22 protein-coding genes and 1 CRISPR repeat array (1 of these 23 running past the window's edge) are annotated in these 26,173 nt (G+C 34.2%); of the genes, 10 read left to right on the forward strand and 12 right to left on the reverse strand.

The genetic code is table 11. The annotated features are described in order from the left end of the window. Positions 1 to 3 precede the first annotated feature (3 nt). The 6 genes from NPX36_RS07395 to NPX36_RS07420 all read right to left on the reverse strand — a co-directional run bounded on the left by NPX36_RS07395 (position 4) and on the right by NPX36_RS07420 (position 5,867). Positions 4 to 1,494 carry a carboxypeptidase regulatory-like domain-containing protein gene (locus NPX36_RS07395; RefSeq protein ID WP_257498097.1) on the reverse strand — a complete coding sequence of 497 codons (1,491 nt, stop codon included), beginning with the start codon at positions 1,492 to 1,494 and terminating at the stop codon, positions 4 to 6. Between the two features lie 17 nt (positions 1,495 to 1,511). Continuing rightward, the gene (locus NPX36_RS07400; protein ID WP_257498098.1) at positions 1,512 to 2,882 is read right to left on the reverse strand and encodes a CsgG/HfaB family protein; all 1,371 of its coding nucleotides are present in this window, start codon (positions 2,880 to 2,882) and stop codon (positions 1,512 to 1,514) included. A gap of 18 nt (positions 2,883 to 2,900) precedes the next feature. Beyond that, positions 2,901 to 3,293 carry a curli assembly protein CsgF gene (locus tag NPX36_RS07405; protein WP_257498099.1) on the reverse strand — a complete coding sequence of 131 codons (393 nt, stop codon included), beginning with the start codon at positions 3,291 to 3,293 and terminating at the stop codon, positions 2,901 to 2,903. Positions 3,294 to 3,305: 12 nt separating this feature from the next. Next, a complete protein-coding gene (locus NPX36_RS07410) occupies positions 3,306 to 4,025 on the reverse strand; it encodes a curli production assembly/transport protein CsgE (RefSeq protein WP_257498100.1) in 720 nt (239 codons plus the stop codon). Beyond that, positions 4,022 to 4,435, reverse strand: a complete 414-nt coding sequence (locus NPX36_RS07415; RefSeq protein ID WP_257498101.1) for a hypothetical protein — start codon at positions 4,433 to 4,435, stop codon at positions 4,022 to 4,024. The genes NPX36_RS07410 and NPX36_RS07415 overlap by 4 nt, the downstream gene beginning before the upstream one ends. Before the next feature lie 124 nt (positions 4,436 to 4,559). Further along, entirely contained in the window at positions 4,560 to 5,867 is a 1,308-nt protein-coding gene (locus NPX36_RS07420; RefSeq protein ID WP_257498102.1) for a hypothetical protein, read from the reverse strand. Positions 5,868 to 6,266: 399 nt separating this feature from the next. Between NPX36_RS07420 and NPX36_RS07425 the strand changes: the two genes are divergently transcribed. Beyond that, on the forward strand, positions 6,267 to 6,836 hold the full coding sequence (locus tag NPX36_RS07425) for a hypothetical protein (protein ID WP_257498103.1): 570 nt from the start codon (positions 6,267 to 6,269) through the stop codon (positions 6,834 to 6,836). Positions 6,837 to 6,885: 49 nt separating this feature from the next. On the opposite strand, the gene NPX36_RS07430 is transcribed toward NPX36_RS07425, so the two are convergent. From NPX36_RS07430 to NPX36_RS07445, 4 genes are all read right to left on the reverse strand, one after another. Then, a complete protein-coding gene (locus NPX36_RS07430; RefSeq protein ID WP_257498104.1) occupies positions 6,886 to 7,398 on the reverse strand; it encodes a hypothetical protein in 513 nt (170 codons plus the stop codon). Between the two features lie 32 nt (positions 7,399 to 7,430). Next, entirely contained in the window at positions 7,431 to 8,195 is a 765-nt protein-coding gene (locus tag NPX36_RS07435) for an ABC transporter ATP-binding protein (RefSeq protein WP_257498105.1), read from the reverse strand. After that, the gene (locus NPX36_RS07440; protein ID WP_257498106.1) at positions 8,195 to 8,935 is read right to left on the reverse strand and encodes an MlaE family ABC transporter permease; all 741 of its coding nucleotides are present in this window, start codon (positions 8,933 to 8,935) and stop codon (positions 8,195 to 8,197) included. The genes NPX36_RS07435 and NPX36_RS07440 overlap by 1 nt, the downstream gene beginning before the upstream one ends. A 140-nt stretch (positions 8,936 to 9,075) precedes the next feature. Beyond that, positions 9,076 to 9,903, reverse strand: coding sequence for a helix-turn-helix domain-containing protein (locus tag NPX36_RS07445; protein ID WP_257498107.1), 828 nt, complete (start codon positions 9,901 to 9,903; stop codon positions 9,076 to 9,078). A 104-nt stretch (positions 9,904 to 10,007) separates the two neighbouring features. Between NPX36_RS07445 and NPX36_RS07450 the strand changes: the two genes are divergently transcribed. The 4 genes from NPX36_RS07450 to NPX36_RS07465 all read left to right on the forward strand — a co-directional run bounded on the left by NPX36_RS07450 (position 10,008) and on the right by NPX36_RS07465 (position 14,568). Continuing rightward, positions 10,008 to 11,459 carry a glucosyltransferase domain-containing protein gene (locus NPX36_RS07450; RefSeq protein ID WP_257498108.1) on the forward strand — a complete coding sequence of 484 codons (1,452 nt, stop codon included), beginning with the start codon at positions 10,008 to 10,010 and terminating at the stop codon, positions 11,457 to 11,459. Between the two features lie 35 nt (positions 11,460 to 11,494). Next, entirely contained in the window at positions 11,495 to 12,439 is a 945-nt protein-coding gene (locus tag NPX36_RS07455) for a glycosyltransferase family 2 protein (RefSeq protein ID WP_257498109.1), read from the forward strand. After that, positions 12,436 to 13,980: a glucosyltransferase domain-containing protein gene (locus tag NPX36_RS07460; RefSeq protein ID WP_257498110.1), complete on the forward strand. Its 1,545-nt coding sequence runs from the start codon at positions 12,436 to 12,438 to the stop codon at positions 13,978 to 13,980. Before NPX36_RS07455 ends, NPX36_RS07460 begins: the two co-directional genes overlap by 4 nt. 147 nt (positions 13,981 to 14,127) lie before the next feature. Beyond that, complete coding sequence (locus NPX36_RS07465; RefSeq protein ID WP_257498111.1) at positions 14,128 to 14,568, forward strand: hypothetical protein; 441 nt, start codon at positions 14,128 to 14,130, stop codon at positions 14,566 to 14,568. A gap of 44 nt (positions 14,569 to 14,612) precedes the next feature. Here the strand turns inward: NPX36_RS07465 and NPX36_RS07470 are convergent, their stop codons facing one another. Beyond that, complete coding sequence (locus NPX36_RS07470) at positions 14,613 to 15,464, reverse strand: glycosyltransferase (protein WP_257498112.1); 852 nt, start codon at positions 15,462 to 15,464, stop codon at positions 14,613 to 14,615. A gap of 1 nt (position 15,465) precedes the next feature. After that, the gene (locus tag NPX36_RS07475) at positions 15,466 to 15,987 is read right to left on the reverse strand and encodes a methyltransferase domain-containing protein (protein WP_257498113.1); all 522 of its coding nucleotides are present in this window, start codon (positions 15,985 to 15,987) and stop codon (positions 15,466 to 15,468) included. A 75-nt stretch (positions 15,988 to 16,062) separates the two neighbouring features. Here NPX36_RS07475 and NPX36_RS07480 point away from each other — a divergent pair, with 75 nt between their 5' ends. The 5 genes from NPX36_RS07480 (at position 16,063) to cas2 (ending at position 23,919) form a co-directional block, all read left to right on the forward strand. Then, entirely contained in the window at positions 16,063 to 17,535 is a 1,473-nt protein-coding gene (locus NPX36_RS07480) for a lipopolysaccharide biosynthesis protein (protein ID WP_257498114.1), read from the forward strand. A gap of 307 nt (positions 17,536 to 17,842) precedes the next feature. Beyond that, entirely contained in the window at positions 17,843 to 22,210 is a 4,368-nt protein-coding gene (gene cas9 / locus NPX36_RS07485; RefSeq protein WP_257498115.1) for a type II CRISPR RNA-guided endonuclease Cas9, read from the forward strand. Positions 22,211 to 22,213: 3 nt separating this feature from the next. After that, positions 22,214 to 22,681 (forward strand): HIRAN domain-containing protein, encoded by a 468-nt coding sequence (locus tag NPX36_RS07490; protein WP_257498116.1) that lies wholly within the window; start codon positions 22,214 to 22,216, stop codon positions 22,679 to 22,681. Positions 22,682 to 22,692: 11 nt separating this feature from the next. Beyond that, a complete protein-coding gene (gene cas1 / locus NPX36_RS07495) occupies positions 22,693 to 23,580 on the forward strand; it encodes a type II CRISPR-associated endonuclease Cas1 (RefSeq protein WP_257498117.1) in 888 nt (295 codons plus the stop codon). Beyond that, positions 23,581 to 23,919 carry a CRISPR-associated endonuclease Cas2 gene (gene cas2 / locus NPX36_RS07500; RefSeq protein ID WP_257498118.1) on the forward strand — a complete coding sequence of 113 codons (339 nt, stop codon included), beginning with the start codon at positions 23,581 to 23,583 and terminating at the stop codon, positions 23,917 to 23,919. Positions 23,920 to 24,027: 108 nt separating this feature from the next. Beyond that, positions 24,028 to 26,173: a CRISPR direct-repeat array (repeat unit 50 nt; unit sequence GTTGTAATTCTGTTCTGTAAATCTACAAAAAATTGAAAGGAATTCACAAC) (it continues 1,584 nt past the right edge of the window).

A 26,173-nucleotide genomic window follows, 5' to 3' on the forward strand; every position in this document is an offset into this window, starting at 1 on the left:
TGCTTATTCATAATCAGCCATTTCTGCATTTGCGATAATCAATGTGCGCACATCATTGTCATTCAAATCAATTTTATAAATGTTGCGTTGCGAAATCATATCGTTAGAGGTATTCGTGAAAATAATTTCCGAACTATTTGGTGAAAATATTGGGTCAATATCAACAGACCCCATTGGTTTAAAGCTCACAGCTGAAATATCGGTGTGGGTGTTGTTCGTAATGTTGTAAATATACATGCGTGTATCAAGTTGTTTGTATTGCCAATCTTCGTTTCCAGAAACATCGTGTGTATAAAGCAATTGATTGCCGGTCACATCAAAATCAAGTCCACCCACGGCTCCGGATACGTTTTCTAAAACCGTATGCAATACATTTCCATTGCTGTCTAAGATTATTATTTTTGCTTGATAGCCATTTATATCGTTCGTAGTAATAGCTATTTTTGAACCATCGTTGCTCCATGCACACTTTGTAATAAAATGTCCGTTGAGCGTTTGATATATCTGGGTTTGCCCGGTGCCATTGCTGTTCACTTGATACAGTTTGTCAAAACTTGGAAAGATAAATTGGCTGCCATCGGCTTTCCATGCAAAAGATAATTGATCGCTTCTAAAACCGTTTAAAGGGGTTTGACTTATTTTCAGCTCGTTTTGCCCGTCTAAATCTGCAGTAAATAAATGGGTTTGTCCGTTATAGGTTTGCAGATAAGCCAATTTGTTTGCCACATTGTTTTTTCTCGGTTTCCAAGTAGCATTGCTCCAAGCGGTAATCGATATTTCTTCTTGCAAATCGGTAGCCAATATAGAGTAACTGCCTAAATTTTTTCGCACAAAATGATAGCGGTATTCTGGGTTTTTTCGCACGGTAAATTGATAAGCCTCACTGAAAACATCGCTGTTAATACTGTCTGAAGCCACCACTTGCCAGGTGTAAGTAGTTCCAAAATCTAATTGGGTCATAGTGATTTTTTTGGTACTTATATTCGGAATTTCAACACGGTTGTTGGTTCGGTTGTTGGTAAAAATCAATTTATAAGTCAACGTATCCAAATCAGGATCCGAACATTCCCATTCCAATTCCACATTGTTGGTTAAATTGGTAGCCAAATTTTTAGGCGATACAAGCACGGGAACAGTAGGAGGGTTGTTCAGTGATTCATCGGTCACCATTTCAAAAACAAGATGCACTTTTTGTTCAAATTCACTAATTGTAATCGATTGGTATTCGGTAACATATCCCTTTAATTCCGCACGAACCGAGAAAGTTCCCATTGGCAAAGTTCCTTCAATAGCAAAGTTTCCGTCTTCATCCGTAAAAACGGTTGTAGAAGCGGGTGTTGTGGATATTTTTACATTCTTTAAAGGTTCATTAGAGGCTTCTAAACGAACACTTCCCGTTAATGTTGCTTGTGCATTTCCATCGATGGTATCTTCGCTACAACTTGCAAAGATGAGTGAAAAAGCGATAATTATGTAGTAGTAGATAGATTTCATATTTTAAATGCTAATAGTTATTTTCCAAGATAAACCTGCACGCCCATTCCAAATTGTAAAAAATGATCGTTTCTTTTGCCCGAAATTACTTCGTCCCAATCATCAGTAAAGCCCACATGGTATTTTCCAAAGCCGCGAATACCAACCGATGGCGAAACCATATATTCCAAACCTGCGCCGAATTGGGATTTTAATTGTATTTTTCCTTTCTTGGATGTGATATTTTCAAAAGAACCCAAACCAGCAGAAAAGTAAGGTGTAAAATTGTTGAAAGGCAACATTAAATATTCCAAATCAAGTTCCAAAGAAGTGAATTGCGCCTTGAAATAGCGGTCTGAACTTAAATTTTGATAGCCATAAGCTGCGTTTAAACTAAAATGATCCGAAAAGAGGTATTTAAAATTGCCGCTTGCACCAAACTGGGAAGTAGAGGGTGCATAATCACCCCGCAAAGAGTTTGCCGTAACCGATGCGCCTATCGAAAATTTTGCACGGCGGTTGGAGTCCCAATCTCCTTTTCCGGGAATTCTTTTAGTGCTTTCTGCCACTTCTTTGGTATATTCTGCCAACAAAGCATCTGCTTTCGATTTGTCTTGGTTGGTGGCGTTCCATACATTGTCTTTAATTCCTTCTAAAATCAATAAATAAACGGCTTTGTTTATGGCTTCGCTCACAGCCATTTGCACGGGTTCATTGTTGGTCACGCCCACTTCTGCTTCCATTAAACGCTCGGTATCCACATATCGAAACATGCTGGCATTAACCGATTGCGAAAGAATGGTTTTAGAAGTGTAAATGGTTTTTAGAATTTTACCCGAATTGGTTGAAACCGCACGCAAATAAACCGTGATACGGTCTTGGCGGTATTCAGTAGATCCGCCTATACCAAAATACCGCGCACCTGCACCGCCTGTTAAAATGTTGGTGTCATACGAAATCACGCCGCCTTCTAGCAAAATGCCTGCAAAGAGCAGTGGTGCCAATGTTTCTTTGGCTTGCCCGTTGGTATATTCCTGGCGGGTGGTTCTAATAATTTGGCGTTCGTTTAAAAGGTTGCCAATGTTTTCGCGTTCAATTGGGGCAAACCACTTGCTGTCTTCTAACGATTTTATGAGGATAGTGGTTAAACCCTGCGGAACAGCTGTACTCCAGTTGGCTCCGGTGGCCGATGCTTTATACTGCCCGGTTTGATCTCTAAACTTGTAAACCCCTACGACAATTGGTTCTTGTGGTTTGGGCAGTTTTTTAAAATCTTTTTCGGTTGCTGTAACCTCACCAATTACCGATTGGTATTCCACACCGGCGGGCGGCGAGAAAAATACCCCACAAGCCTGAAAAAGACCACCAAGGCAAAGCAGCAACAGTATATTTTTTGTAGATAATTTCATAACTGTAAAGGCAAATTTTTATAAAATAATTTCGGTAACTTCTCCGGTCTGGTTGTCAATAATTCTAATCACGGTGCCGGTACGCGTTTCATCAATAGAAATAATTAAATCACCAATTTCAAATGTGCCCTCTTCTAAACTTCCTAAATCTTCGTTTTCTTCAAATAATCCGCGTGATAATTGCGATAAAATTTGCCGTTTTACAGTTTCTGAAAAGCTATCTAATAAACTTGTTTTGTTTGAATTTTTATTGTCATCGAATTGGTTTTGGGCGTTGGCAGAAGCCAATAAGCCATTGTAATTAAGCGGATTTCCGCCAAAGTTGGGGTTTACGGGTGTGTAAACCAATTGCTGTGCGTTGCTAACAGCACAAACAATTAAAAGCAATATGGTTGGTACTAATTTTTTCATTTTTACTATATTTTAATAAGTGAATTCGTTTTTTAACTTGCCCCGATTGTTAGAATAAGCTACCAATCTTTTAAAAGTTGCAGCAACTTGTTCTTTTAGGTATTCTTCATCGGGATTGGTGAAAAATTCAATGATGAGGTCTTGATCCACTTTTACTTGCACAATACTAGATAAACCGCGGTAAGGCAATTCGGAAATATTGATGATAAAATCAAATTTTGTGGGATATTGCGTATAAGCGGCATAGAAAAAATCGTAGTAATCTCTACCAATTTTGGTTTTAGAGTCATCTACCACAATTCCTTGCACACCAATCAGTGCGGTTTCTTTTATTGGGATTAGTTCTTTGGTGATAAACTGCACCGAATCTTTGGTAATTAAACGGTTTTCCACTTCATCTCTGATAAAAAGAATAGCCGTTATTTTTTGTTTTGATGTTTGATTAATAGTTGTTGATGATAAGCTTTCAATTTGGTTGGGTTTTAAGGTAAACTTTCCTTTTTGTTGATTTACAGATAAATTTTTGTTGGCATCGGTTTTCTTTATCAAAAGCAAATAATCCAATTCATAATGATAACTGCCGTTGTTTTGAACCGTTGGTCTAAATGTTAAAGTGTTTTCTGATTGCACCACATCTATTTTAGCCACAATTAAGCTGTCTCTGAATTCTTGTGCATAAGAAGCAGAAACAAAGCAGTAGATAAAAACTAAAATAGGGTAGATTTTTTTCATTGGTAATTTCTTATAATGATACTTCGGTCGTTTCCTGAAACTTTCACCGACATGTTTTCCATAATGCTATTGTTGCCATAAATTTCCATGTAATTGTTGGTGCCTTGCATTTGAATGTTCATGTTGGAAGGTTGTAGTTTTGATGTCTCGGTATAAAAAAGCAATTGTTGGTCGCCTGTTTGGTTTACCTGCATTTGCTGGGTTTCTAGTTGCGCAATATTGTTGTTGCCAATTTGGGTGATTTGTGTACCCACGGTTTGATACATACTGTTTAGCAGCATACTTTCGGTAAACATTTGCTGGTTTTGTATTTCTTTTATATCAGAAGAAATAGAGGATTGTTGGGTTTGCTGTGCACTTAATGTGATACATCCAAAAAGCGAAAAATATACAGCCAGTCTATTTTTCATACGGATTGGTGTTAAGATTAATAGATTTTTAAACGAAAACTGCCCAATAATAAATTTTAAGTGAACTTGAAATTGATTATGAGCAGTTTTTACAATTAAACAATATAAATTGTGATCAAATAGTTTAGTTGCTTTGTGTTATAGAAAGTGTGTTTCCAGAACCCATTTGTATACCTTGGTGGAAGTGATCCATACCTGATTGCGAAATCGTAGCTGAATGAGAAGTACCCATTTGCATGCTAGAAGACATATTGCCATCGCCTGATTGCATTAAATCAACCATGTTTCCATTACCAATTTGCATTGCCGAACCTTCGTTGTTGTTTCCAATTTGGTCAAATTCTGCATCGTTATTACTTCCAGTTTGTAAAGCCATTGCTTCGTTTGAATCGCCTTCTTGCATGATATCTGCCCAGTTGCTGTTTCCTGCTTGGGTAATTCCAGCGATGTTCATATCACCATCTTGGTAAGCTACTGCTTCGTTTGATGAACCCATAGACATAATGTCTGCTTCGTTTGCATCACCAAATTGATCCACATCTGCCATGTTGTTGCTTCCAAACATTTGTGTAATGGTTGCGCTGTTGTCGTCTCCATTTCGGTTTACATCAGCAGAGTTGTTATTTCCAAAAAACTGTGTGATTTCTGTGCTGTTGTCTCTACCAATGGTGTATTCTTTAGCAGAATTGTCGTTACCTACCTGACTTACAGAAACTTCATTGTCTCTACCTCTTTGATAAGTATCTGTCCAGTTATCGTTACCCACTTGTGCAACTTCTGCATCATTACTTATACCATTTTGGCGTACGCGGATGTAGTTATCATCACCATCTTGTGAAGTTTCAGAAGAGTTGTAACCATCGTTTACTTGTAAAACAGTTAAAGCATTACGGTCACCCGTTTGTTCAGCTGTTGAAGTGTTGAAGTCAGATACACGTGTGCCGGTAGATTGTGTGATACTAGCAGTGTTTGCATCACCATCTTGCGCCAAAGTAGATGCGTTTCCTTCGCCCCACTGAGTTAAAGTAGCACTGTTGTCATCTCCCTCTTGACTGATCCAAGAAGTGTTACTTGTACCTGTTGAAGAAACCATTGCCGTGTTGTCGTCACCATCTTGTGCCAATTCACTTTCGTTGGTTGTACCATCTTGCATTACACTTGCAAAGTTGTAGTCACCAGATTGCTCAGCTTCGCTTTGGTTTCCGTTACCTGTTTGTGAAGTTGTAGCTTCGTTTCCTTCGCCTAACTGTGCTACAATAGAACCGTTTCCGTTTCCGTTTTGGGTTAATTCGTTAAAATTTGCACTACCTGTTTGAGTTGTAGTACCTGTATTTCCGCTTCCTGTTTGTGAAGAGTAATCTACATTTGTTTGCGCTGATGCTGCCGCTGTTACAAAGAAAGCTACTGCAGCACTTAGTACTAATTTTTTCATATGATAAATAATTAAATGTTTGTATTTCAAAGTTATGGTCTTTGTAAAAGCCAATCAATCGCTGGTTTCCGCCATATTTTTAAAATACTCAAAAACCATTAGAAGAAGGTATCGTAGCACAAACACGCAGGTACTAATTTATTGTTGTAGAACAAATTCTACATAAATTGACAGAAACGTACTACAAAGGTTTTTGGCGCAGCAGCGTAATTTTGTCATGTAAATAAAATCATAGAACAGCAGTTTGGGCAAATGCTGTTGTTCAAAAAAAGATATTTTACAAAAAAAATGTTAGGGAATTGAAAAAGAAGAATAATTATTGTTTGTAGTTATCGCGAGAAATCATTTTGGTTTCTCGCTTTTTCTTTTAAAGAGATTTAAAATACATCATATTTCCAAATGAAAAAGATTATTTTAGCACTAAACCTGTTGTGTTTTAGTTTAGGATTTTCTCAAATTACAAGCACGGTGGTTAACAAAGAAAATTTCGAAGCATCGGGCTTTCCGTTTTTGGGTACACGTGTTTTGCAGGTCGAAAAAATTGCTACACCAAAAGAAGAAAACTATTATGTGTTTTCTAAAAACGAACGCGGCAGTTTGCAAGACGAGTTGTACATACAGCAGTTTAAAAAGGTAAATAACGAATGGAAAGTTGTTGCAGAAGACAAAGTTGCCGAACCTGGAATTGTTACATCGGTTTGGAATGCCCGCAAAGCTTTTTTCGATGCCGATAAAGACGGGCAAGCAGATGTGTTGTTTGTTTATTCTAAACATCCAAAAGAAAATATGGATGAACAGTTGAGCGTAGTTTTGCTGTTGATCTACAAAAATAAGTTCTACCGAATGGAAAGTTCGGCAGAAAACAATTACGAACCTATGTTTGATACCTACGATTTTAATCCGGAAGATTTACCAGCAGCTGTTTTCAAAGAATTTAAAGATTATTGGAACAATTTAGATAAAAATTAATTGCAAAAAGTAATTATAATAAGGTGCTATCCATTATCAATTAAATCGTTCAATGGTGCATCTTAAGTTGGTGAAAAACCGCTTTTAAATAATTTTTATGCGTTTGGCTAAAAGGTAAAGTAGCATCGTTTATGAGCTCTTTTAATGAAAGTTGGTTTACTTTTTCTTTGTCTGCAGGTTCAATAACAGCATCGGGATAATTTTCGTGCAATAATTTGTCTAATTGCTGTAAAGCTTTGGTATGAATTCGGTTGTTGTTATTGAATTCAAAAAGCAGTGTGCTGTATAGATAGTCATAATCTATAAATTCTTGTTGAATATTTTGCAGATTTAAAGGAACCAAAATTTCATCATCATCAAATGTTTGTCGGGTAGCCACATTCACATTCTTGATATTAGAAAGTTTGGATTGGTGCTTGTTATGCAATTCTTTTAAAGCCGCATGAAACTGTTGCTTGGTAAATTCTTTGTTCTTTAATTTTTGTTTGTATTGCCGAACCAATTCCCCAAATCCCAATTGAATCAGGTCTTTTTCTATTGCGCTTTTAAAAAACCAAAACATGGTGTATCATTTTTAAATCAAACAAAAAAAGGTTATTTTTTACCTGTATGAAATTTACGAATTTCTTTTAATAATTCAGATGAATAAACAAAATCAACGATGTCTTCATTATCGGTTTTCATGATTTCGGTACTGTTTCCTTCCCAAACTAATTTTCCATCCTTCAAAAAACAAATATGTTCCCCAATTTGCAGAACCGAGTTCATATCGTGGGTATTAATAACGGTTGTAATATTGTATTCGTGGGTAATTTCCTGAATTAATTCATCAATAACAATCGATGTTTTTGGGTCTAAACCTGAGTTTGGTTCATCGCAAAACAGATATTTAGGATTGTTTACAATGGCACGAGCAATGGCAACACGTTTTTGCATACCACCCGAAATTTCCGAAGGCATTTTTGTGTTGGCATCAATCAGTTTCACGCGATCAATTACTTCCTGCACACGGTCGCGAATTTCTGCATTGGTTTTGTTGGTAAACATTTTTAGCGGAAAACCAATATTTTCTTCCACAGTCATAGAATCAAACAAAGCACTACCTTGAAAAACCATTCCCATCTCGGTTCTCAATGTGCGTTTTTCGTTCGGATCTAAGGTAGAAAAATCTCTACCATCAAACAAAATAGTTCCGCTATCTGGCAAATGCACACCCAATAATGTTTTTAGCATCACCGTTTTTCCCGACCCTGATTGTCCAATAATCAAATTGGTTTTTCCGGGTTCGTAGGTAGTGGTAATTCCTTTTAAAACCTCTTTTTCGTCGAACGATTTTTTTAAGTTTTTTACTTCAATCATTAGGTTAATAACATTTGGGTTAACACATAGTTACAAATAATAATGGCAATCGATGTCCACACGAATGCTTTGGTTGAGGCTTTTCCCACTTCCAAGGCGCCGCCTTCCATGTAGTATCCGTAAAAAGAAGGAACTGTTGCCAAAATAAAACCAAATACGGCTGTTTTAATAAAGGCATATACAATGTGAAAAGGTATAAAATCGTCTTGCAAACCTTTTATAAATTCTTCTGGAGCTAAATATCCGCCTAAAGACCCCGCAACATATCCGCCCAAAATACCAATAAACATACTTAAAGCAATCACAAAAGGGTAGGTGATAGAAGCAATTAATTTAGGAAAAACCAAGTAGTTTAAAGGATTAATTCCCATTACTTCCAAGGCATCTATTTGCTCGGTAACACGCATGGTTCCGATACTCGATGTGATATAAGAACCCATACGTCCGGCCATGATAATGGAGATAAACGTGGGCGAGAACTCTAAAATAATAGATTGTCTTGCTGTAAATCCTATTAAATATTTAGGGATGATTGGGTTGTTTAAGTTTAATGCGGTTTGTATGGTAACAACTGCGCCAATAAAGAATGACAAAAAAGCTACAATACCCAATGAGCCTATGATGAGCTCATCGATCTCTTTAAAGATCAAGTTTTTCATAAGACGCCATTTGGTTGGTCGTCGAAAGATTTCGCCCAACATAATGAAGTACTTACCAATGTTGCTTAACATTTTAATCATAACACATTTTTAATCTGCTAAATTACTAAAATAAACTTTTAATCTTACACTTGTTAATGGAATTTAAGAGATTTAAAAACAGTGATAAAATTATAAATCAAGAAAAGGAAAACCATCACGTTTTCCTTTTTTTTATCTGATTATCCAAACATTTTTTCTTTCATCTTTTTCCAGCGGTAGTTTCGTATAAATTGGGCTTGTTCTTTTGTAACCAATAAAGGAGTTTTATTGTTTTTGGCTTTAAAAAATCCTTTTAAATAATCTATAAAAAGCAATGGTTTTTGTTTGCGCAAAGCCAGTTTTAAGCCTGCAATCGCCGTAATCCAAAAACCGTATCCCAATCTGTAAAAAGCTTCGCCTTGTTTGTATCGTGCCGATTGATCGTAAATGGCACCAGTTGGTTTTAAATGTTTTACTTTTAAATCTTCTAAAGTAACAATCTGCCAATTGTAAAAACGGCACAGCAATTCATCAACCGTATCCCAACCCATCGCAGGTCGCAAACCGCCAATTTCTGCAAAACAAGCTTTGCGGTAGGCTTTAAACGCTCCGCGGATATGGTCTTTATCGGTTAAACTTTCTAAAACCCATTCGTTGTTTTTTTCGATATAGGCAAAACCGCCCACCATTTGCTCTGGACTGAAATATTGTGCTAAATACTGTTTTACATTGCTTATAACCTCTGGAGTGAATGTAAGTTTTTTAGGCTTGATTTGATGCCTTTTTTGGGCTTTTCGATGTGCTAAACTGGCTTTATAGATGCCGTTTCTGCCATCAGAATTTCTCTTGATTTCTCTGGAAACAACCGATTTGTCTTTCCCGATATAGTCGGCAATTTCAATAATTCGTTTACCTAAGCTGTGGTAAGTTTCAATTTTGTATCTTTGTTCAAGCGTTAAATGTCCCATCTTTATTTTGTAGTGTCGAAACCACAAAGTAAGGTATTTTTTCGCCAACAGGGGGAACATTTTAGCCCCGCGGGGCTAAAATGTTCCCCCTGTTTTTTTTATGATGTTGCATTTATTAGTTGAATCTAAGTTTATTTATATATTTAGATGATTAAATTTTTTTAATGAGAAGAGTAAAAGAATTAGAAGGGCTTTTGAAAGACAAAAAATCTTTGTATTTAACATTGATTTTGTCAATTTGCTATATACTACCACTTATTGTAGCAAATTATGAATATTTAGATGACTATGGTAGAAATTTGCACGGTTATGGATGGCAACATGACGGCAGATACCTCGCCACGTTTTTGGGAAAAATTTGGTCAGTAAACTCAAGTATTTTTTCAATTTTTCCATTTTCAACTATTTTAAGTGCACTGATTTTGGGCTTTACGGGTTATATCCTAAGCGAACTTTTGGAAATAGAAAAGGGTAAGTTGATAAGATGGACTCCTTTATTAATACTTACGATGCCAACTTTTTTAGGAAATTTAGTTTTTAAATTTGATTGTTTACCAATGGCACTTTCATTATTTCTGATTGTTTTCCCATTTGTGTTTTATAATTCTTGGAAAGTTTTTTTTGTAATATCAATAATTGGTGTTTTTTTATCTTTTGGTCTTTATCAAAGTAGTGCTACATGTTACTTTATGGTTGGATCTATATTTTTAATTAGAGAAATACTTGCAAACGCATGGAAGTTGTTTTTTTATCGTTTTTTTCTTATGATGGTTAGTTTTATCATTGCTTTTTTGTGTTATATACTAATTTTGAAATTAGGTGATTTGCAAATGTCGGATAGAACAGAAACTATTTTTGGAACATTATTTTTTGATTCACTAGTTGCTAATAAAAATCTCTTTACTGAGCGTTTAGTAACATTGTTATACACTGGTAACTATAGGTATTTAATCTCATTTTTTATCATAACAAATTTAATAGGTATAGTTTATTATTTCAATACTAGCTTTAAAAAACTTTTTATTATACTTTCTGTACTTGCAATTTTAGTAATTAATGTATGTCTAATTTCTGGTGTAAATATTCTCCTGAAGAATACATATTGGGATTTAAGAACCTTTTGTGGTTTAGGCTTCTTTTTGCTTAATGTAAGTTTTTTTCAAAAGTATTTAAAGAGTAAATTCATTGATTTAGCAAGAATATCTTCCTTTGTAATTATTTTCTTTTCATTCGTTTTAATGGCTCAATTTGGGAGAGTGTTAAAAAATCAAACTGAATTTCAAAATAATATTGCAATCGAATTAAATACCTTCTTTAAAGAGAAAGATATAAAAAAAGTAGCATTTATAGGAACATTAAGAATTGCTAGTAGAAATGAATTCATATATAACAAATTTCCATTGTTTACAAACTTATTGAGCAGCCCGATTGGGCAATATTCAGCATGGACTAAGGAGGCTCTAAATTATAATGGTAGGTTAAATAGTATAGAGGTAATTGATGGGAGTAATCTTCTATGTCAAGGGTTGATAATTGAAGAAAACGAATTATATACTATTACTCAAGTTGATAATGAAACGTTGCTTATTGACTTTAATAAAAATAATTGTAATTAAAAAACGTATTTTTGAACGTGCTTTAATAAGAGCTTATGAAAGAAATCGCTATAATTGTTCCTGTTTTCAATGAAGAGCTGAATATACCTGCTTTTTTAAAAGAGTTTTTAAAGTTTGAAAATGTATTGCTTGCCCGTAATTATTCCGCAAATGTTTTGTTTGTGAACGATGGTAGCACCGATGGAACAGAAGAAATTTTAACTGAATTAATCAAAACCACGCCCCATTGTGAAGCTTTGTTTTTTTCTCGTAATTTTGGAAAAGAAGCTGCACTTTTCGCAGGATTGGAACATGCGAAAGGTGATTTGGTGGTGCCGATGGATGTTGATTTACAAGATCCGTTTCATTTGATTTTAGATATGCTTTCGGCTTATGAAAAAGGTGCCGATGTGGTGCTGGCACAGCGCAGTAACCGCGACACAGACAGCTTTTTTAAACGTTTTTCTGCACAATGGTTTTATAAGTTAAACAATAAAATGTCGGCATTAAAACTGCAGGAAAATGTAGGTGATTTTAGATTAATGACCCAACAAGTGGTGCAAGAAATTGTTCAATTGCAAGAAAATCAATTGTTTATGAAAGGTTTGATGAGTTGGGTGGGTTTTAAAACCACCACAATTCATTACGCACGCCCGGCAAGATTAAAAGGAACCACCAAATTCAACTACAGAAAGCTATGGAATTTGGCTTTAGATGGCATCACATCTTTTTCTACATTGCCTTTAAAGGTGTGGACCTATTTCGGCACTTTTATCGCTTTGATATCCTTTTTATATGGATTAAAAATCATTATAGAAAAATTGTTTTTTGGAATTGCGGCGTCGGGTTATGCATCGCTAATGGTGGCCGTTCTGTTTTTTGGAGGTGTACAATTAATCGGTATTGGTGTGTTGGGAGAATATTTAGGAAGAACTTATTTGGAAACCAAACGCCGCCCCCGATACATTCTTAAAAATCAATTAAAAAACAACAATAAATGACACTTGAAAATAGTTTTTTTATAAAAAAGTTTGATGATTTTCTAAAAACCATTCAAAAGAACAAGACCTTTATTTTTTTAGTAGCGGCTGTTTCTATACTTTATATTTTGCCGATACTTTTAACCAACACCTTATACGTAGATGACCTCAACCGTATGGTTGAAGGTTATGATTGGGAACACGACGGCAGGTTTAGCAGTTCGTTCATCATGCACTTACTGTCTTTTCAGCGAACAGTGGTTTTTAGTTTATTTCCGTTTTCAAATATTGCAAGTGTATTGATTATCTCGCTTTCTGGCTTTATCTTTTGCTATGCAATAGGTGTTCGCAACAAAATACAATTGTTCATTGGAAGTTTACTTTTAACAACTTGTCCGTTTATATTAGAAATTTTAGTTTATCGGTTTGATTGTATTCCCATCAGTTTATCATTTTTGTGCATCACTGTTCCCTTTCTTTTTTACCAAAACAAAAAAGTATTCTTCTTGATATCGCTAGTTGGTATTCTATTAAGTTTAGGTTTTTACCAAACAACAGCCCTTTCGTACTGCATCATTCTGTGTTTTTCCCTTATTAAAGATATATGGAACAACCTTTTTAAAACCGCACTTATAAGTGGTTTCATAGCCTTTTTTGCTTTTATTTTAGGCTTTGCAGGGTACCAGCTTGTGGTGAATATACTCGATATGCAAATGCTGCAAGACGGCAGAGGAGCATTTGTTTTTAAAGATGAAAATTTGCGAATGGTGTTTGAATACCACCTTGCCGGATTAAAAGAGCTGATAGCATCTTTAATTGATTCGTCGTATAAATACACTCTTTATTTTTTATTTGTTTTTACGGCGGTTGCAGCGATTATGTATGTAGCAACGAACATAAAAGCCCACTGGAATAAATATTTGCCATTTAAACTGTTGGCTGTGTTGTTTTTAGCTGTCTGTATAATTGCTTTTGTTGCTGGGATAAACATGGTGGTCTATGAGCCGCGATGGGTTCCCAGAGGTATGATTGGCTGGGGGTTTGCTATGTATGCTTTTTATTTTGTGTTGATCATCAATAAAGAAACTTTTTGGAAGAACGTTCGTTTAGTGATTGCTTTTCTGCCCATTATGTACTATTCCTTTATTATTTCCTCACAATTAGGTGTTTATTTAAAAAACCAAGACGAATTTTCAGATTTTATTATCAATTTAGTGTCGCCTCAATTAATCGCTTATGAACGTGTGAAAGTAACCGAACATCAACGTATAAAACTGGTTATCAAAGGAACCATTAAAAGAGCCCATCGCAACAATAGTGTAAACACCACCACCTTACCGTTTGTAAATAAATTGGCACCTGTGTACGAAAACAAAGATTGGGGCTGGGGAATTATTCGGGTAAACAAGTTTAACAACATCGCAAGCGAATATATTGGAGGAGAAAGACGCGAGGAAATTCTAAAAAATATCAACGATTATCCCATTATAGACCGAAATATTTACTACACCTTGCGTTTGAAACACGATGTAGCCATTTTAGATTTTGACAATGAAGATTAAGAGATAAACAATAGGTTTATGTTAAAAAAAGTTAATTATTTTTAAAATTTATTTTTATAATTTATTTTTATAATTTATTTTTATAATGTTTAATTTAAGGCTATTAGAAAATTAGAAAGCCTATTTAATAAAGAATCGTTTATAATTATGAAAAAAATAATTGTACTATTGATGCTTGCAGTATCCACTGTGAGTGTGGCACAAGACAAGCAAATCACTTTTGAGGATTCTAAAGATTACAAAGAGTTGTTGCTTTTTTACAAGCAAACGATGGAGTCTGGGAAACAATTGGAACTTGATTTATTGCGAAAGGAATATTTAAACAAATTTGGACAAAGTAGTTTCCAAGAAATGAGTGCTTCTGGTTTATCAATGGATAAATGGTTGGAAAAAAATATAAAGAAAACAAATTTTAAATCCATTGAAGAAGCAAATACTTTGTTAGCAAAAATGGAAAAATTAGAGCTGGTTCTTAAAGAGGATCGTAAAAAGATCGAACCTATTTTTACAAGGTTAAGCAAAGAAGTAGGAACTGCCGCCTTGTTTAAAAAAATTAGCGAAGATTTAAAAACAGTGATAAAATTATAAATCAAGAAAAGGAAAACCATTACGTTTTCCTTTTTTTTATCTGATTATCCAAACACTTTTTCTTTCATCTTTTTCCAGCGGTAGTTTCGAATAAATTGGGCTTGTTCTTTTGTAACCAATAAAGGAGTTTTATTGTTTTTGGCTTTAAAAAATCCTTTTAAATAATCTATAAAAAGCAATGGTTTTTGTTTGCGCAAAGCCAGTTTTAAGCCTGCAATTGCCGTAATCCAAAAACCGTAACCCAATCTGTAAAAAGCTTCGCCTTGTTTGTATCGTGCCGATTGATCGTAAATGGCACCAGTTGGTTTTAAATGTTTTACTTTTAAATCTTCTAAAGTAACAATCTTCCAATTGTAAAAACGGCACAGCAATTCATCAACCGTATCCCAACCCATTGCAGGTCGCAAACCGCCAATTTCTGCAAAACAAGCTTTGCGATACGCCTTAAAAGCTCCGCGGATATGGTCTTTATCGGTTAAACTTTCTAAAACCCATTCGTTGTTTTTTTCGATATAGGCAAAACCGCCCACCATTCCAATTCGGGGGTCTTGATGAAATGTTTCGATAATTCGTTCAAAATAATTATGCGGAAGAATCAAATCGGCATCTAATTTCACAATAATATCAAAGGAATCGTCCAGTGTTTCAAAACCTTTCTGAAATGCACGAACTACTTTGCTTCCCGGTAAATGTTTGTTTTCAGAAGCATTAAAAACCTGCGAAATATTTTCGTGTTTTTTTTCAAAATCGGCAATGATTTCAGAAGTTTTATCGGTAGAATGATCGTTTACCACCACCATTTTATCGGGCACAACAGTCTGCTGCACTAGTGATTGCAAGGTTTGGGCAATAAAAGCTTCTTCATTATATGTTGGGATAACACAATAAACCTTCATGTTAAATTTTTTCTGCTAAAATCATGTAATAACGCGGGGTAAACTTTCGCAACAAAGGGCGAATACCTATCTTTTTCACCGCATGTGCCCATTTCTTTCGAGCCGTAATTTTATAGCCACACTTTTCAATCAGCCAATCCAACTGCCAATCTTCAAACTCGTGGTAATGGCGGTCGCGCGGATCTGTTTTACTCCGATAAGCCGGTGAAAACCACAAACGCAACGGCACCGAAATAACAATTTTTTGCGCCTTGCAACTTTTTAAAACCGTGTATGGATTCAGTAAATGTTCAAAAATTTCAAAAGCCGTTAGCACCTCATAATCTGTTTGTTGCAATGCTTTTTGGTTTTCATCCAAATCTTCTCCTGTGGTGTTTTGCACCTTAAAACCTTCTTTCTTCATCAACACAGACAGCGGATTTTCCACTCCCAAATCTAAAATTTTGGCATCTTTTGAAACATGTTGCTTCAAAAAATCCATGGTGATTTGAAAACGTTCTTTTGGATAGGTTTTTTCGTACATAATTGAAAATTTAGATTCGTAAAAGTAATTAAAATCAATTTAAAGATTAACGATTATATTTGTAAAAAAACTACAATGAACAACCGCTTCTCCAGCAAACAAGCTTTATGGTTCACACTGATCAATTATTTCGGTGTGCTCATTGGCACGGTTTCCACATTGTTTATATATCCAAACGATAAGGAATTACTGGGAATTATTGGTTTTATTGATGGTTTTGCACAAGTTTTATATCCTGTTATGGTTTTGGGTGCATCGACTGCCTTGCTGAATTTTCAACCCAAATTAAACGAATACTTGCAACGAAAATTGTTTTCATACAGCATGGTTTCTATAATCGGAATGATTTTTTTCTGTGCCCTATCCGTGTTATTGATTTATTGGTTCAATTGGCTGGAAAACAAACAGTATTTTATTTACGGATTTGCAATTGCCATTTGCTTGGCGTTTGTAGATTTGTTTAAAAGGCAAGCTACCAATTTGCAAAAGCTTTCTGTTCCAACTTTTTATGAAAAAATCATCCCTAAAATCAGTTTGCCCTTTGCTTTTGCGTTGATTTTATATTTTGGTTTTACTGCAACAAAAGGATTGATTTTTTACACCGCTTCTTTTGCTGTGATGCTGTTTGCAATAGGCTTTTATCTCTTCAAATATTTTAAACCCGTTGGTACATTCAACTATAAAGATCTTTTTCAAGAAATACCCAAAAAGCAGTATTACCAATACAGTTTGTACGCCTTTTCGGCAAGTTTAGGATCGTTTTTTGCTTTTCGGATTGATTCTTTAATGATCCCCGAGTTTTTGTCGAACGCAGCCAATGGCGATTTTAAATTGGGCGTAAATTTAGCAAATACACTCATGATTCCTGCAACAGGCGTTTTTGCATTGTACAGTCCGTTTATTTCGGAAGCATTAAAGAAAAACGATTTATCGGTTTTAAAAATAAAATATGCCGATGTTTCCAAAAACCTCTTTTTTATAGGTATTTTACTATACGGCTGTGTGCTGTTGGGAATGAACGATTTTTTTGAGCTGCTGTCAACGGCCGATCAATTAATTCCTGTTTTGCCCGTGTTGTACATTTTAGGTGGCAATGTAGTGCTGAACATGGCAACCGGTTTTAATACCGAAATCATTGCCTATTCAAAATTCTACCGATTCAATTTAATAGCGATTGTGGTACTGGCGGTTTTAAATGTAGGTTTAAATTATTACGTGCTAACACAGACCAATTACGGAATCATTGGTGTGGCTTGGGCATCGTTTTTTTCCATGACCGTTTTTAATCTGCTAAAAATGGCGTTTATTTACAAACACTTTAAAATGCTGCCCATAAACGCCCATTACACAAAAACCATAGCAAGTAGTTTGGTTTTACTGCTGATAGCATATTTTTTACCCTTCAATTTCTTAGGAAATTTCGCCTTTGTAGCCCGTTGCGGCTTTTTTGCTCTTGCCTTTATGGTGTTGATCTACCAAACCGGTTGGGTGCAAGAATTCAATAACAATGTGGAGAAAATAAAGAAAATATTTTTAAAAATTAAATAGCTACACTACACTTTAGGTTAGTTACCACCAAATCTTTTAAAATAAAAAAAGGCGAGTTGCCCCTCCTTGAATGTTTTGATCATTATTTTTTACTGATGAGTGGTATTCACGAAACATTTGGGCATAAAAAAAGCCCCGAAGATAGTCGAGGCGCTAAATGTTTTCACAACGGAATAATCCTTATTGTGAATTCCTTTCAATAAGCAAATATAATAATAAAAAAATATCTCCGCAATGTGGAAACCCGTAAAATGAATAATTTTTTTCTTAATATATTTATGGAATTAATAAAATACACAAAAGCATTATGAAGAAAAATGTACTTGGATTAGACTTAGGAACCAACTCTATTGGTTGGGCGTTGATAAAACAAGATTTTGAAAATAAACAAGGAGAAATTCTTGGGATGGGAAGCAGGATCATTCCAATGTCACAGGATATTCTGGGCGATTTTGGAAAAGGAAATTCTGTATCGCAAACTGCAGAACGTACAAAATACAGAAGTGTGCGACGATTACGCGAACGATTTCTTTTAAGAAGAGAAAGACTTCATAGGGTTTTAAATGTTTTGAATTTTCTTCCCGAGCATTATACTTCGCAAATAGATTTTGAAAAACGTTTTGGGAAGTTTAAATCTGAAACCGAGCCAAAATTGGCTTGGAAAAACATTGACGGACAGTTTTCATTCCTTTTCCAAAACTCTTTTAATGAAATGCTTGAAGATTTTAAAGCAGCTGGACAAGATTTAAAAATTCCTTACGACTGGACAATTTATTATCTCCGAAAAAAAGCACTTTCCAAAAAAATTGAAAAGGAAGAATTAGCTTGGATTCTTTTAAACTTTAATCAGAAACGTGGATACTATCAATTACGTGGAGAAGATTTTGAAGAAGAAAAAGATAAAACTTTTGTAAGATTAAAAGTTGATAGGATAGTTGATTCAGGAGAAAATGTAAAAGGAAAAATTCTTTACGATGTTTATTTTGAAAATGGATGGAAATATGATAAGCAGATTGTAAAAACTGAAGATTGGATTGATCGTACAAAAGAATTTATTGTAAGTGAATCCATTTTAAAAAGTGGAGAAACTAAACGAACTTTTAAAGCTGTTGATTCTGAAAAAGATTGGATTGCAATAAAAACTAAAACGGAACAAGAAATCGACCAATCTCATAAAACCGTTGGAAACTACATTTACGAAGCACTTCTTGGTAATCCCAAACAAAAAATAAAGGGAAAATTGGTTCGTACCATTGAAAGAAAATTTTATAAAGAAGAACTTAAACAGATTTTAGAAAAGCAAAAGGAGTTTCATCAGGAATTACAAAATGATGATATGTACAATGACTGTATTCGTGAGTTGTACCGAAACAACGAAGCACACCAACTAACTTTGAGTAAAAAAGATTTTGTGCATCTTTTGATGGATGATCTTATCTTTTACCAAAGACCTTTGAGAAGTCAGAAATCGTCTATTTCCAACTGTACTTTGGAATTTAGAGAATATAAAAAATATAAGTTAGATGAGAAAGGAAACAAAGTTAAAGATGAAAATGGAAAATTCCTTTACGAAAAAGATGAAAATGGAGAGGATAAAAAATTTAAAGAGTTCTTAAAAGCCATTCCAAAATCCAATCCTTATTATCAGGAATTTCGTCTTTGGCAATGGATGTATAATCTGAATATTTATCGAAAAGACGATGAAGCAAATGTTACCAAAGAATTTTTAAACACAACAGAAAATTTTGAAAATCTGTTTGAATTTTTAAATAATAGAAAAGAAGTTGACCAAAAAGCATTGCTAAAACATTTTAAACTCAATGATAAGACGCATCGTTGGAATTTTGTAGAAGATAAAATTTACCCTTGTAATAAAACCAGATGGTCAATATTAAACTGCATACAAAAAGGACATTCTATAAATTTAAGTAAAGAAAACGAAATTAAAATTTGGCATCTTTTATATTCAATTAGCACAAAAGCTGAAATTGATGAAGTATTTAAGGAAAAAATTAATAGGACTCAAAAAAAGAAAAATAAAAATCAGTTCGAAATTAATAATATTATTCGAGAAATTGGTTTCAATGAAGATGAAATTAGCAAGCTAAAAAATGTAAAGATTTTGGAATCCGATTACGGTTCATTTTCGGAAAAAGCAATTAAAAAATTGTTGCCTTTGATGCGAACGGGAAAATATTGGAGTTACAAAAATATCAATGAACATTCAAAAGACAGAATTCAGAAAATTATTACAGGAGAATTTGATGAAAATATTAAAGATAAAGTAAGAGAGAAGGCAATAAATCTCACAACTGAAAGTCACTTTCAAGGTTTGCAATTGTGGTTGGCTCAATACATAGTTTACGGACGACATTCGGAAGCTTCGTTAATTGGAAAATGGAATTCAGCAGAGGATTTGGAAGAATTTTTAAAAGAATTTAAACAACATTCACTTCGTAACCCAATCGTAGAACAGGTGATTACAGAAACGCTTCGAGTAGTCAAAGATATTTGGCTAAAATATGGAAACGGAGCAAAAGATTTCTTCAATGAAATTCATATCGAGTTGGGAAGAGAAATGAAACTTCCCGCTGATGATCGAAAAAAACTAACGAACCAAATTACTGAAAACGAAAATACCAATCTTCGTATCAAAGCTCTATTGGCAGAAATGATGAATGATAGTTCGGTAGAAAATGTGCGTCCGTTTTCGCCGATGCAACAAGAGATTTTGAAAATTTATGAAGATGGTGTTTTGAATTCGGACATAGAAATTGAAGACGAAATTCTAAAAATTAGTAAAACCGCTCAACCTTCTTCGTCAGATTTAAAAAGATACAAACTTTGGTTGGAACAGAAATACAAATCGCCTTATACAGGGCAAATTATTCCATTAAATAAACTGTTTACACCAGAATACGAAATTGAACACATTATACCGCAAAGCCGATATTTTGATGATAGTTTTAGCAATAAAGTGATTTGTGAAGCAGCAGTTAATAAATTGAAGGATAATTTGATTGGTTTAGAATTTATTAAAAAACTGGGCGGAACAATTGTAGAATGCGGAAACGGAAAATCGGTAACGGTTTTAAAACAAAATGAATACGAAGATTTTGTCAAAAAACATTACGCCAATAATCGAGGTAAAAGAAACAAACTTTTGATGGAAGATATTCCAGAAAAAATGATTGAAAGGCAAATGAATGATACTCGTTACATCAGTAAATACATTTCGGGTGTTTTGTCAAACATCGTGCGAGTAGAAGACGGTTCAGATGAAGGCGTGAATTCCAAAAACATCGTTCCCGGCAACGGAAAAATCACCACCCAATTAAAACAAGATTGGGGATTGAATGATGTTTGGAATGATTTGATTTTACCACGTTTTGAGAGAATGAATCAACTGACTAATTCCACTGATTTTACCGCTTGGAATGAAAACCATCAAAAGTTTTTGCCAACTGTTCCAATTGAGTTTTCCAAAGGATTTTCAAAGAAAAGGATTGATCATCGTCATCATGCTTTGGATGCTTTGGTGATTGCTTGTGCTACAAAAGATCACGTGAATTTATTGAATAATCAATCAGCAAAATCGGACACGAAACGTTACGATTTGAAAAAGAAACTGATGAAGTTTGAAAAAGTAGTTTATAAACATCCGCAAACAGGCGAAAGAATTGAAAGAGACGTTCCGAAATATTTTTTTAAACCTTGGGAAAACTTCACTGTTGATGCCAAAAATTCTTTAGAAAAAATAATTGTCAGCTTCAAACAAAACCTTCGTGTCATTAACAAAGCTACTAATTACTATGAAAAATATGTAGAGAAAGACGGTGCAAAAAATAAGGAAAGAGTAGAGCAGACCGGAACAAATTGGGCAATTAGAAAACCAATGCATAAAGATACGGTTTCTGGTAAAGTAGATTTACCTTGGGTAAAAGTTCCAAAAGGAAAAATATTAACTGCTACAAGAAAAAGCCTTGATACTTCATTTGATTTAAAATCAATAGGATCTATTACTGATACAGGGATTCAGAAAATTCTTAAAAATTATTTGGAATTTAAAGGCAGTTCGGAACTTGCCTTTTCTCCGGAAGGAATTGAAGATCTGAATAAAAATATTGAGAAGTATAATGATGGAAAACCTCATCAACCGATCAACAAAGTAAGAGTTTTTGAACTGGGAAGTAAATTTCAGGTAGGACAAACCGGAAATAAAAAAGATAAATATGTAGAAGCTGCAAAAGGTACCAATCTATTTTTTGCAGTGTACGAAGATAAAAACGGTAAGAGAAGTTATGAAACCATTCCTTTGAATGAAGTCATCGAAAGACAAAAACAAGGATTGACTGCGGTTGACTTAAAAGATGCGAAAGATTTCTATCTTAGTCCTAATGATTTGGTTTACATTCCTTCTGATGACGAATTGGAAAATATAAATAATATTGACTTCAAAAATTTAGCAAAAGAAAAAAATGAAAGAATTTACAAAGTAGTAAGTTTTTCAGGAAGTCAAATTTTCTTTATAAGGCAAGAAATCGCAACGTCAATTGTTAATAAAGCTGAATTTTCAACTTTAAATAAAATGGAACGAGCGGTTGACGGTACAATGATTAAGGAAAATTGTATAAAATTAAAAGTTGACCATTTAGGAAAGATTTCAATAGCATAAAAAATGAAACGTTCTGATTTTTTAAAATCCCTCGGATTAGGATTTGGAGGGATTATTTTACCACAAACTTCTTTTTTTGAAACCAAAAAAGTGAAGATTTATGATAATTACATAAGAGGCTTGCAATTTTATAAGTTTACAGAGATCAGCAAAGCAATAAAAGAAGGCGATGAGGTTTTTCTTAAAAGAGATACCGAAAACCTGCATGATTCTTTTGCAATTGAAGTTTATTTTCAGCATGTTAAACTCGGATATATAGCCGCGTATGAAAACATTGTTTTGGCTAATATGCTGGATCAACATATTCATTTAGCCGCAAAAGTCAGTAAGCTTGATTTAAAATCATCTTTTAAGCAAATTGCAATCATGGTTTTTGCAGATTTAGTGGTGCCTACTGACAAGTTGATTGTGATGATGAATCAAGAATTAAGAGCAGATGACACCATTGATTTATACAGAAATAATTTGTAATACATTATTATATGCTCAAACGAACCATTTACATAGGCAATCCGGCGTATTTAAAACTGAAAGACCACCAGTTGCAAATTGTTGATCCCGATAGCAAAGAACTAAAAGGGTCGGTGCCAATAGAAGACATGGGGTTTTTAGTGTTAGATCATCCGCAAATCACCCTGTCGCACCCTGTGATATTGTTGCTGCAACAACACAACGTAGCCATTATTAGTTGCGATGAAAGTCATTTGCCGTTGGGTTTAATGCTTCCGATAAGCGGACACGTAGAACATTCGGATCGTTTAAAACATCAAATCAATTGTTCGGAACCTTTACGAAAACAGTTGTGGAAACAAACCGTTGAAGCAAAAATTTTTCAGCAAAAAGAAGTGTTGCGCAAACGGAACATAGAACATGATTCGTTACTAAAATACATGAACGAAGTAAAGTCGGGCGACAGCACCAATATGGAAGGCATTGCCGCACAATACTATTGGAAACAATTGTTTGATGATTTTACCAGAGAACGCAAAGGCGACGCTCCCAACAATTTTTTAAATTTTGGATATGCGGTTTTGCGCAGTATGGTGGCTCGGGCATTGGTTTCTAGTGGCTTGCATCCAACCATTGGTATTTTTCACAGAAATAAATACAATGCTTATTGCTTGGCAGATGATGTGATGGAACCTTATCGACCGTATGTAGATGCATTGGTAGTTGATTGGATGCAACAACCACAGGCTACACATGTGTTAGACAAAGAAGCAAAAGCCTATTTGTTGCAATTAGCAACAAAAGATGTAATAATAAATGGATTGCAACGCCCTTTAATGACTGCCTTAAGCATCACTACCAGTTCGCTTTGTAAATGTTTTATGGGAGAAAGCCGTGTGATTCACTATCCAATGATGTAAATGAGTTTTAGTAGATACAATGCATACCGAATTATGTGGGTTTTAGTTTTTTTTGATTTGCCAACCGAAACAAAAAAGCAACGCAGTGTTGCAACAAAATTTCGAAAATCGTTGCTTGACGACGGATTCAATATGTTTCAATTTTCGATTTATTTGCGGCATTGTCCCAGTAAAGAAAATGCAGAAGTACACATAAAACGCGTGAAAAAAAGTTTACCGGCAGAAGGAAAAGTGGGAATTTTATGCATTACCGACAAGCAATTTGGACAAATGGAGCTCTTTTTTTCAAAAAAAGAAACCGATTTGCCTGCAATGCCCCAACAATTGGAATTGTTCTAACAGAAATAAAAAAATGCTTGATTCAGAAATGAAATCAAGCATTTTTTATGATTTTTTTTGTGTAGTTTACCCTCCTGAAACCCTTAATTTTACAGGGGTTTAAATGAGGTTGTAATTCTGTTCTGTAAATCTACAAAAAATTGAAAGGAATTCACAACACATACAATAGTATTAGACGATTAGCATTCGTTGTAATTCTGTTCTGTAAATCTACAAAAAATTGAAAGGAATTCACAACTGATTTCGCCCTCTTTTCGGCAGATTTTAAGTTGTAATTCTGTTCTGTAAATCTACAAAAAATTGAAAGGAATTCACAACAGGTTAGTTCTTTATTATTTGAAAACTCAAGTTGTAATTCTGTTCTGTAAATCTACAAAAAATTGAAAGGAATTCACAACACATTTATTTAACTATTTTACAATCCCTCTGTTGTAATTCTGTTCTGTAAATCTACAAAAAATTGAAAGGAATTCACAACGGGGCGGTGAAAAGCTTAAAGACTTAAATAGTTGTAATTCTGTTCTGTAAATCTACAAAAAATTGAAAGGAATTCACAACCGCTTTGTTAATTAAATTATTGATGTCTTTGTTGTAATTCTGTTCTGTAAATCTACAAAAAATTGAAAGGAATTCACAACTGGTTTTGTAGCCTTCCAACGTTTAGCGTAGTTGTAATTCTGTTCTGTAAATCTACAAAAAATTGAAAGGAATTCACAACCTAGTGTAGTGTGTCCCGCTTATGTCAATTGTTGTAATTCTGTTCTGTAAATCTACAAAAAATTGAAAGGAATTCACAACCCCATTCAGTTTCTATGTTCTTAGGGTTTTGTTGTAATTCTGTTCTGTAAATCTACAAAAAATTGAAAGGAATTCACAACTCTCTGCGGGTGACATCCATTCATACCCATGTTGTAATTCTGTTCTGTAAATCTACAAAAAATTGAAAGGAATTCACAACTATAGTCTATACGTGGTGTTAAACTAATAAGTTGTAATTCTGTTCTGTAAATCTACAAAAAATTGAAAGGAATTCACAACCCATAAGCAAAATGATAATTAGGCACTTGAGTTGTAATTCTGTTCTGTAAATCTACAAAAAATTGAAAGGAATTCACAACCAACGTGTGGAATATTCCACAAACGGCTTAGTTGTAATTCTGTTCTGTAAATCTACAAAAAATTGAAAGGAATTCACAACGGACCGCCGCATAGTTTCGAAAACGATTATGTTGTAATTCTGTTCTGTAAATCTACAAAAAATTGAAAGGAATTCACAACTACATCAAACGTTAAATTGAAGCTTTCTTTGTTGTAATTCTGTTCTGTAAATCTACAAAAAATTGAAAGGAATTCACAACGCGATTTCACTTGCCTTAAAACGCTCTCTGGTTGTAATTCTGTTCTGTAAATCTACAAAAAATTGAAAGGAATTCACAACTTGGATTTGAAACATCTCGAAATAAAAAAGGTTGTAATTCTGTTCTGTAAATCTACAAAAAATTGAAAGGAATTCACAACGCGAATATTAGTAATGGTGGAAATATAACTGTTGTAATTCTGTTCTGTAAATCTACAAAAAATTGAAAGGAATTCACAACACAGAAGTTGATGGAGTTAAGGTGATAACAGTTGTAATTCTGTTCTGTAAATCTACAAAAAATTGAAAGGAATTCACAACAGCTTGTTGTTGTTCACTTCTTTTAGCTAAGTTGTAATTCTGTTCTGTAAATCTACAAAAAATTGAAAGGAATTCACAACTAAAGCCACTTGCATAATTAAATAAGCCATGTTGTAATTCTGTTCTGTAAATCTACAAAAAATTGAAAGGAATTCACAACGATACACTTACCAAGTGGAGGTGTTGATGGGTTGTAATTCTGTTCTGTAAATCTACAAAAAATTGAAAGGAATTCACAACTGATACATTGGATATGGCCCATATTTCATTGTTGTAATTCTGTTCTGTAAATCTACAAAAAATTGAAAGGAATTCACAACTCTTGGCGCAATCTTTCGCTACTCATTTGAGTTGTAATTCTGTTCTGTAAATCTACAAAAAATTGAAAGGAATTCACAACGGTTCTTTGTGTCTTAACCTCTTTAAAAAAGTTGTAATTCTGTTCTGTAAATCTACAAAAAATTGAAAGGAATTCACAACTCTCTATAATATAGAGTTATTGTTTACATTGTTGTAATTCTGTTCTGTAAATCTACAAAAAATTGAAAGGAATTCACAACCATCTTATACAGCCCC

It is taken from the genome of Paenimyroides aestuarii (assembly GCF_024628805.1).
Lineage (GTDB): Bacteria > Bacteroidota > Bacteroidia > Flavobacteriales > Flavobacteriaceae > Flavobacterium > Flavobacterium aestuarii_A.

Coding starts and splice junctions, on each gene's coding strand:
- cas1 (WP_257498117.1), top strand. CDS start 22,693: ATGCTCAAACGAACCATTTACATAGGCAATCCGGCGTATTTAAAACTG.
- NPX36_RS07445 (WP_257498107.1), bottom strand. CDS start 9,903: ATGTTCCCCCTGTTGGCGAAAAAATACCTTACTTTGTGGTTTCGACAC.
- NPX36_RS07395 (WP_257498097.1), bottom strand. CDS start 1,494: ATGAAATCTATCTACTACTACATAATTATCGCTTTTTCACTCATCTTT.
- NPX36_RS07440 (WP_257498106.1), bottom strand. CDS start 8,935: ATGATTAAAATGTTAAGCAACATTGGTAAGTACTTCATTATGTTGGGC.
- NPX36_RS07475 (WP_257498113.1), bottom strand. CDS start 15,987: ATGTACGAAAAAACCTATCCAAAAGAACGTTTTCAAATCACCATGGAT.
- NPX36_RS07480 (WP_257498114.1), top strand. CDS start 16,063: ATGAACAACCGCTTCTCCAGCAAACAAGCTTTATGGTTCACACTGATC.
- NPX36_RS07400 (WP_257498098.1), bottom strand. CDS start 2,882: ATGAAATTATCTACAAAAAATATACTGTTGCTGCTTTGCCTTGGTGGT.
- NPX36_RS07405 (WP_257498099.1), bottom strand. CDS start 3,293: ATGAAAAAATTAGTACCAACCATATTGCTTTTAATTGTTTGTGCTGTT.
- cas9 (WP_257498115.1), top strand. CDS start 17,843: ATGAAGAAAAATGTACTTGGATTAGACTTAGGAACCAACTCTATTGGT.
- NPX36_RS07425 (WP_257498103.1), top strand. CDS start 6,267: ATGAAAAAGATTATTTTAGCACTAAACCTGTTGTGTTTTAGTTTAGGA.
- NPX36_RS07465 (WP_257498111.1), top strand. CDS start 14,128: ATGAAAAAAATAATTGTACTATTGATGCTTGCAGTATCCACTGTGAGT.
- NPX36_RS07410 (WP_257498100.1), bottom strand. CDS start 4,025: ATGAAAAAAATCTACCCTATTTTAGTTTTTATCTACTGCTTTGTTTCT.
- NPX36_RS07455 (WP_257498109.1), top strand. CDS start 11,495: ATGAAAGAAATCGCTATAATTGTTCCTGTTTTCAATGAAGAGCTGAAT.
- NPX36_RS07420 (WP_257498102.1), bottom strand. CDS start 5,867: ATGAAAAAATTAGTACTAAGTGCTGCAGTAGCTTTCTTTGTAACAGCG.
- NPX36_RS07430 (WP_257498104.1), bottom strand. CDS start 7,398: ATGTTTTGGTTTTTTAAAAGCGCAATAGAAAAAGACCTGATTCAATTG.
- cas2 (WP_257498118.1), top strand. CDS start 23,581: ATGAGTTTTAGTAGATACAATGCATACCGAATTATGTGGGTTTTAGTT.
- NPX36_RS07415 (WP_257498101.1), bottom strand. CDS start 4,435: ATGAAAAATAGACTGGCTGTATATTTTTCGCTTTTTGGATGTATCACA.
- NPX36_RS07490 (WP_257498116.1), top strand. CDS start 22,214: ATGAAACGTTCTGATTTTTTAAAATCCCTCGGATTAGGATTTGGAGGG.
- NPX36_RS07450 (WP_257498108.1), top strand. CDS start 10,008: ATGAGAAGAGTAAAAGAATTAGAAGGGCTTTTGAAAGACAAAAAATCT.
- NPX36_RS07470 (WP_257498112.1), bottom strand. CDS start 15,464: ATGAAGGTTTATTGTGTTATCCCAACATATAATGAAGAAGCTTTTATT.
- NPX36_RS07460 (WP_257498110.1), top strand. CDS start 12,436: ATGACACTTGAAAATAGTTTTTTTATAAAAAAGTTTGATGATTTTCTA.
- NPX36_RS07435 (WP_257498105.1), bottom strand. CDS start 8,195: ATGATTGAAGTAAAAAACTTAAAAAAATCGTTCGACGAAAAAGAGGTT.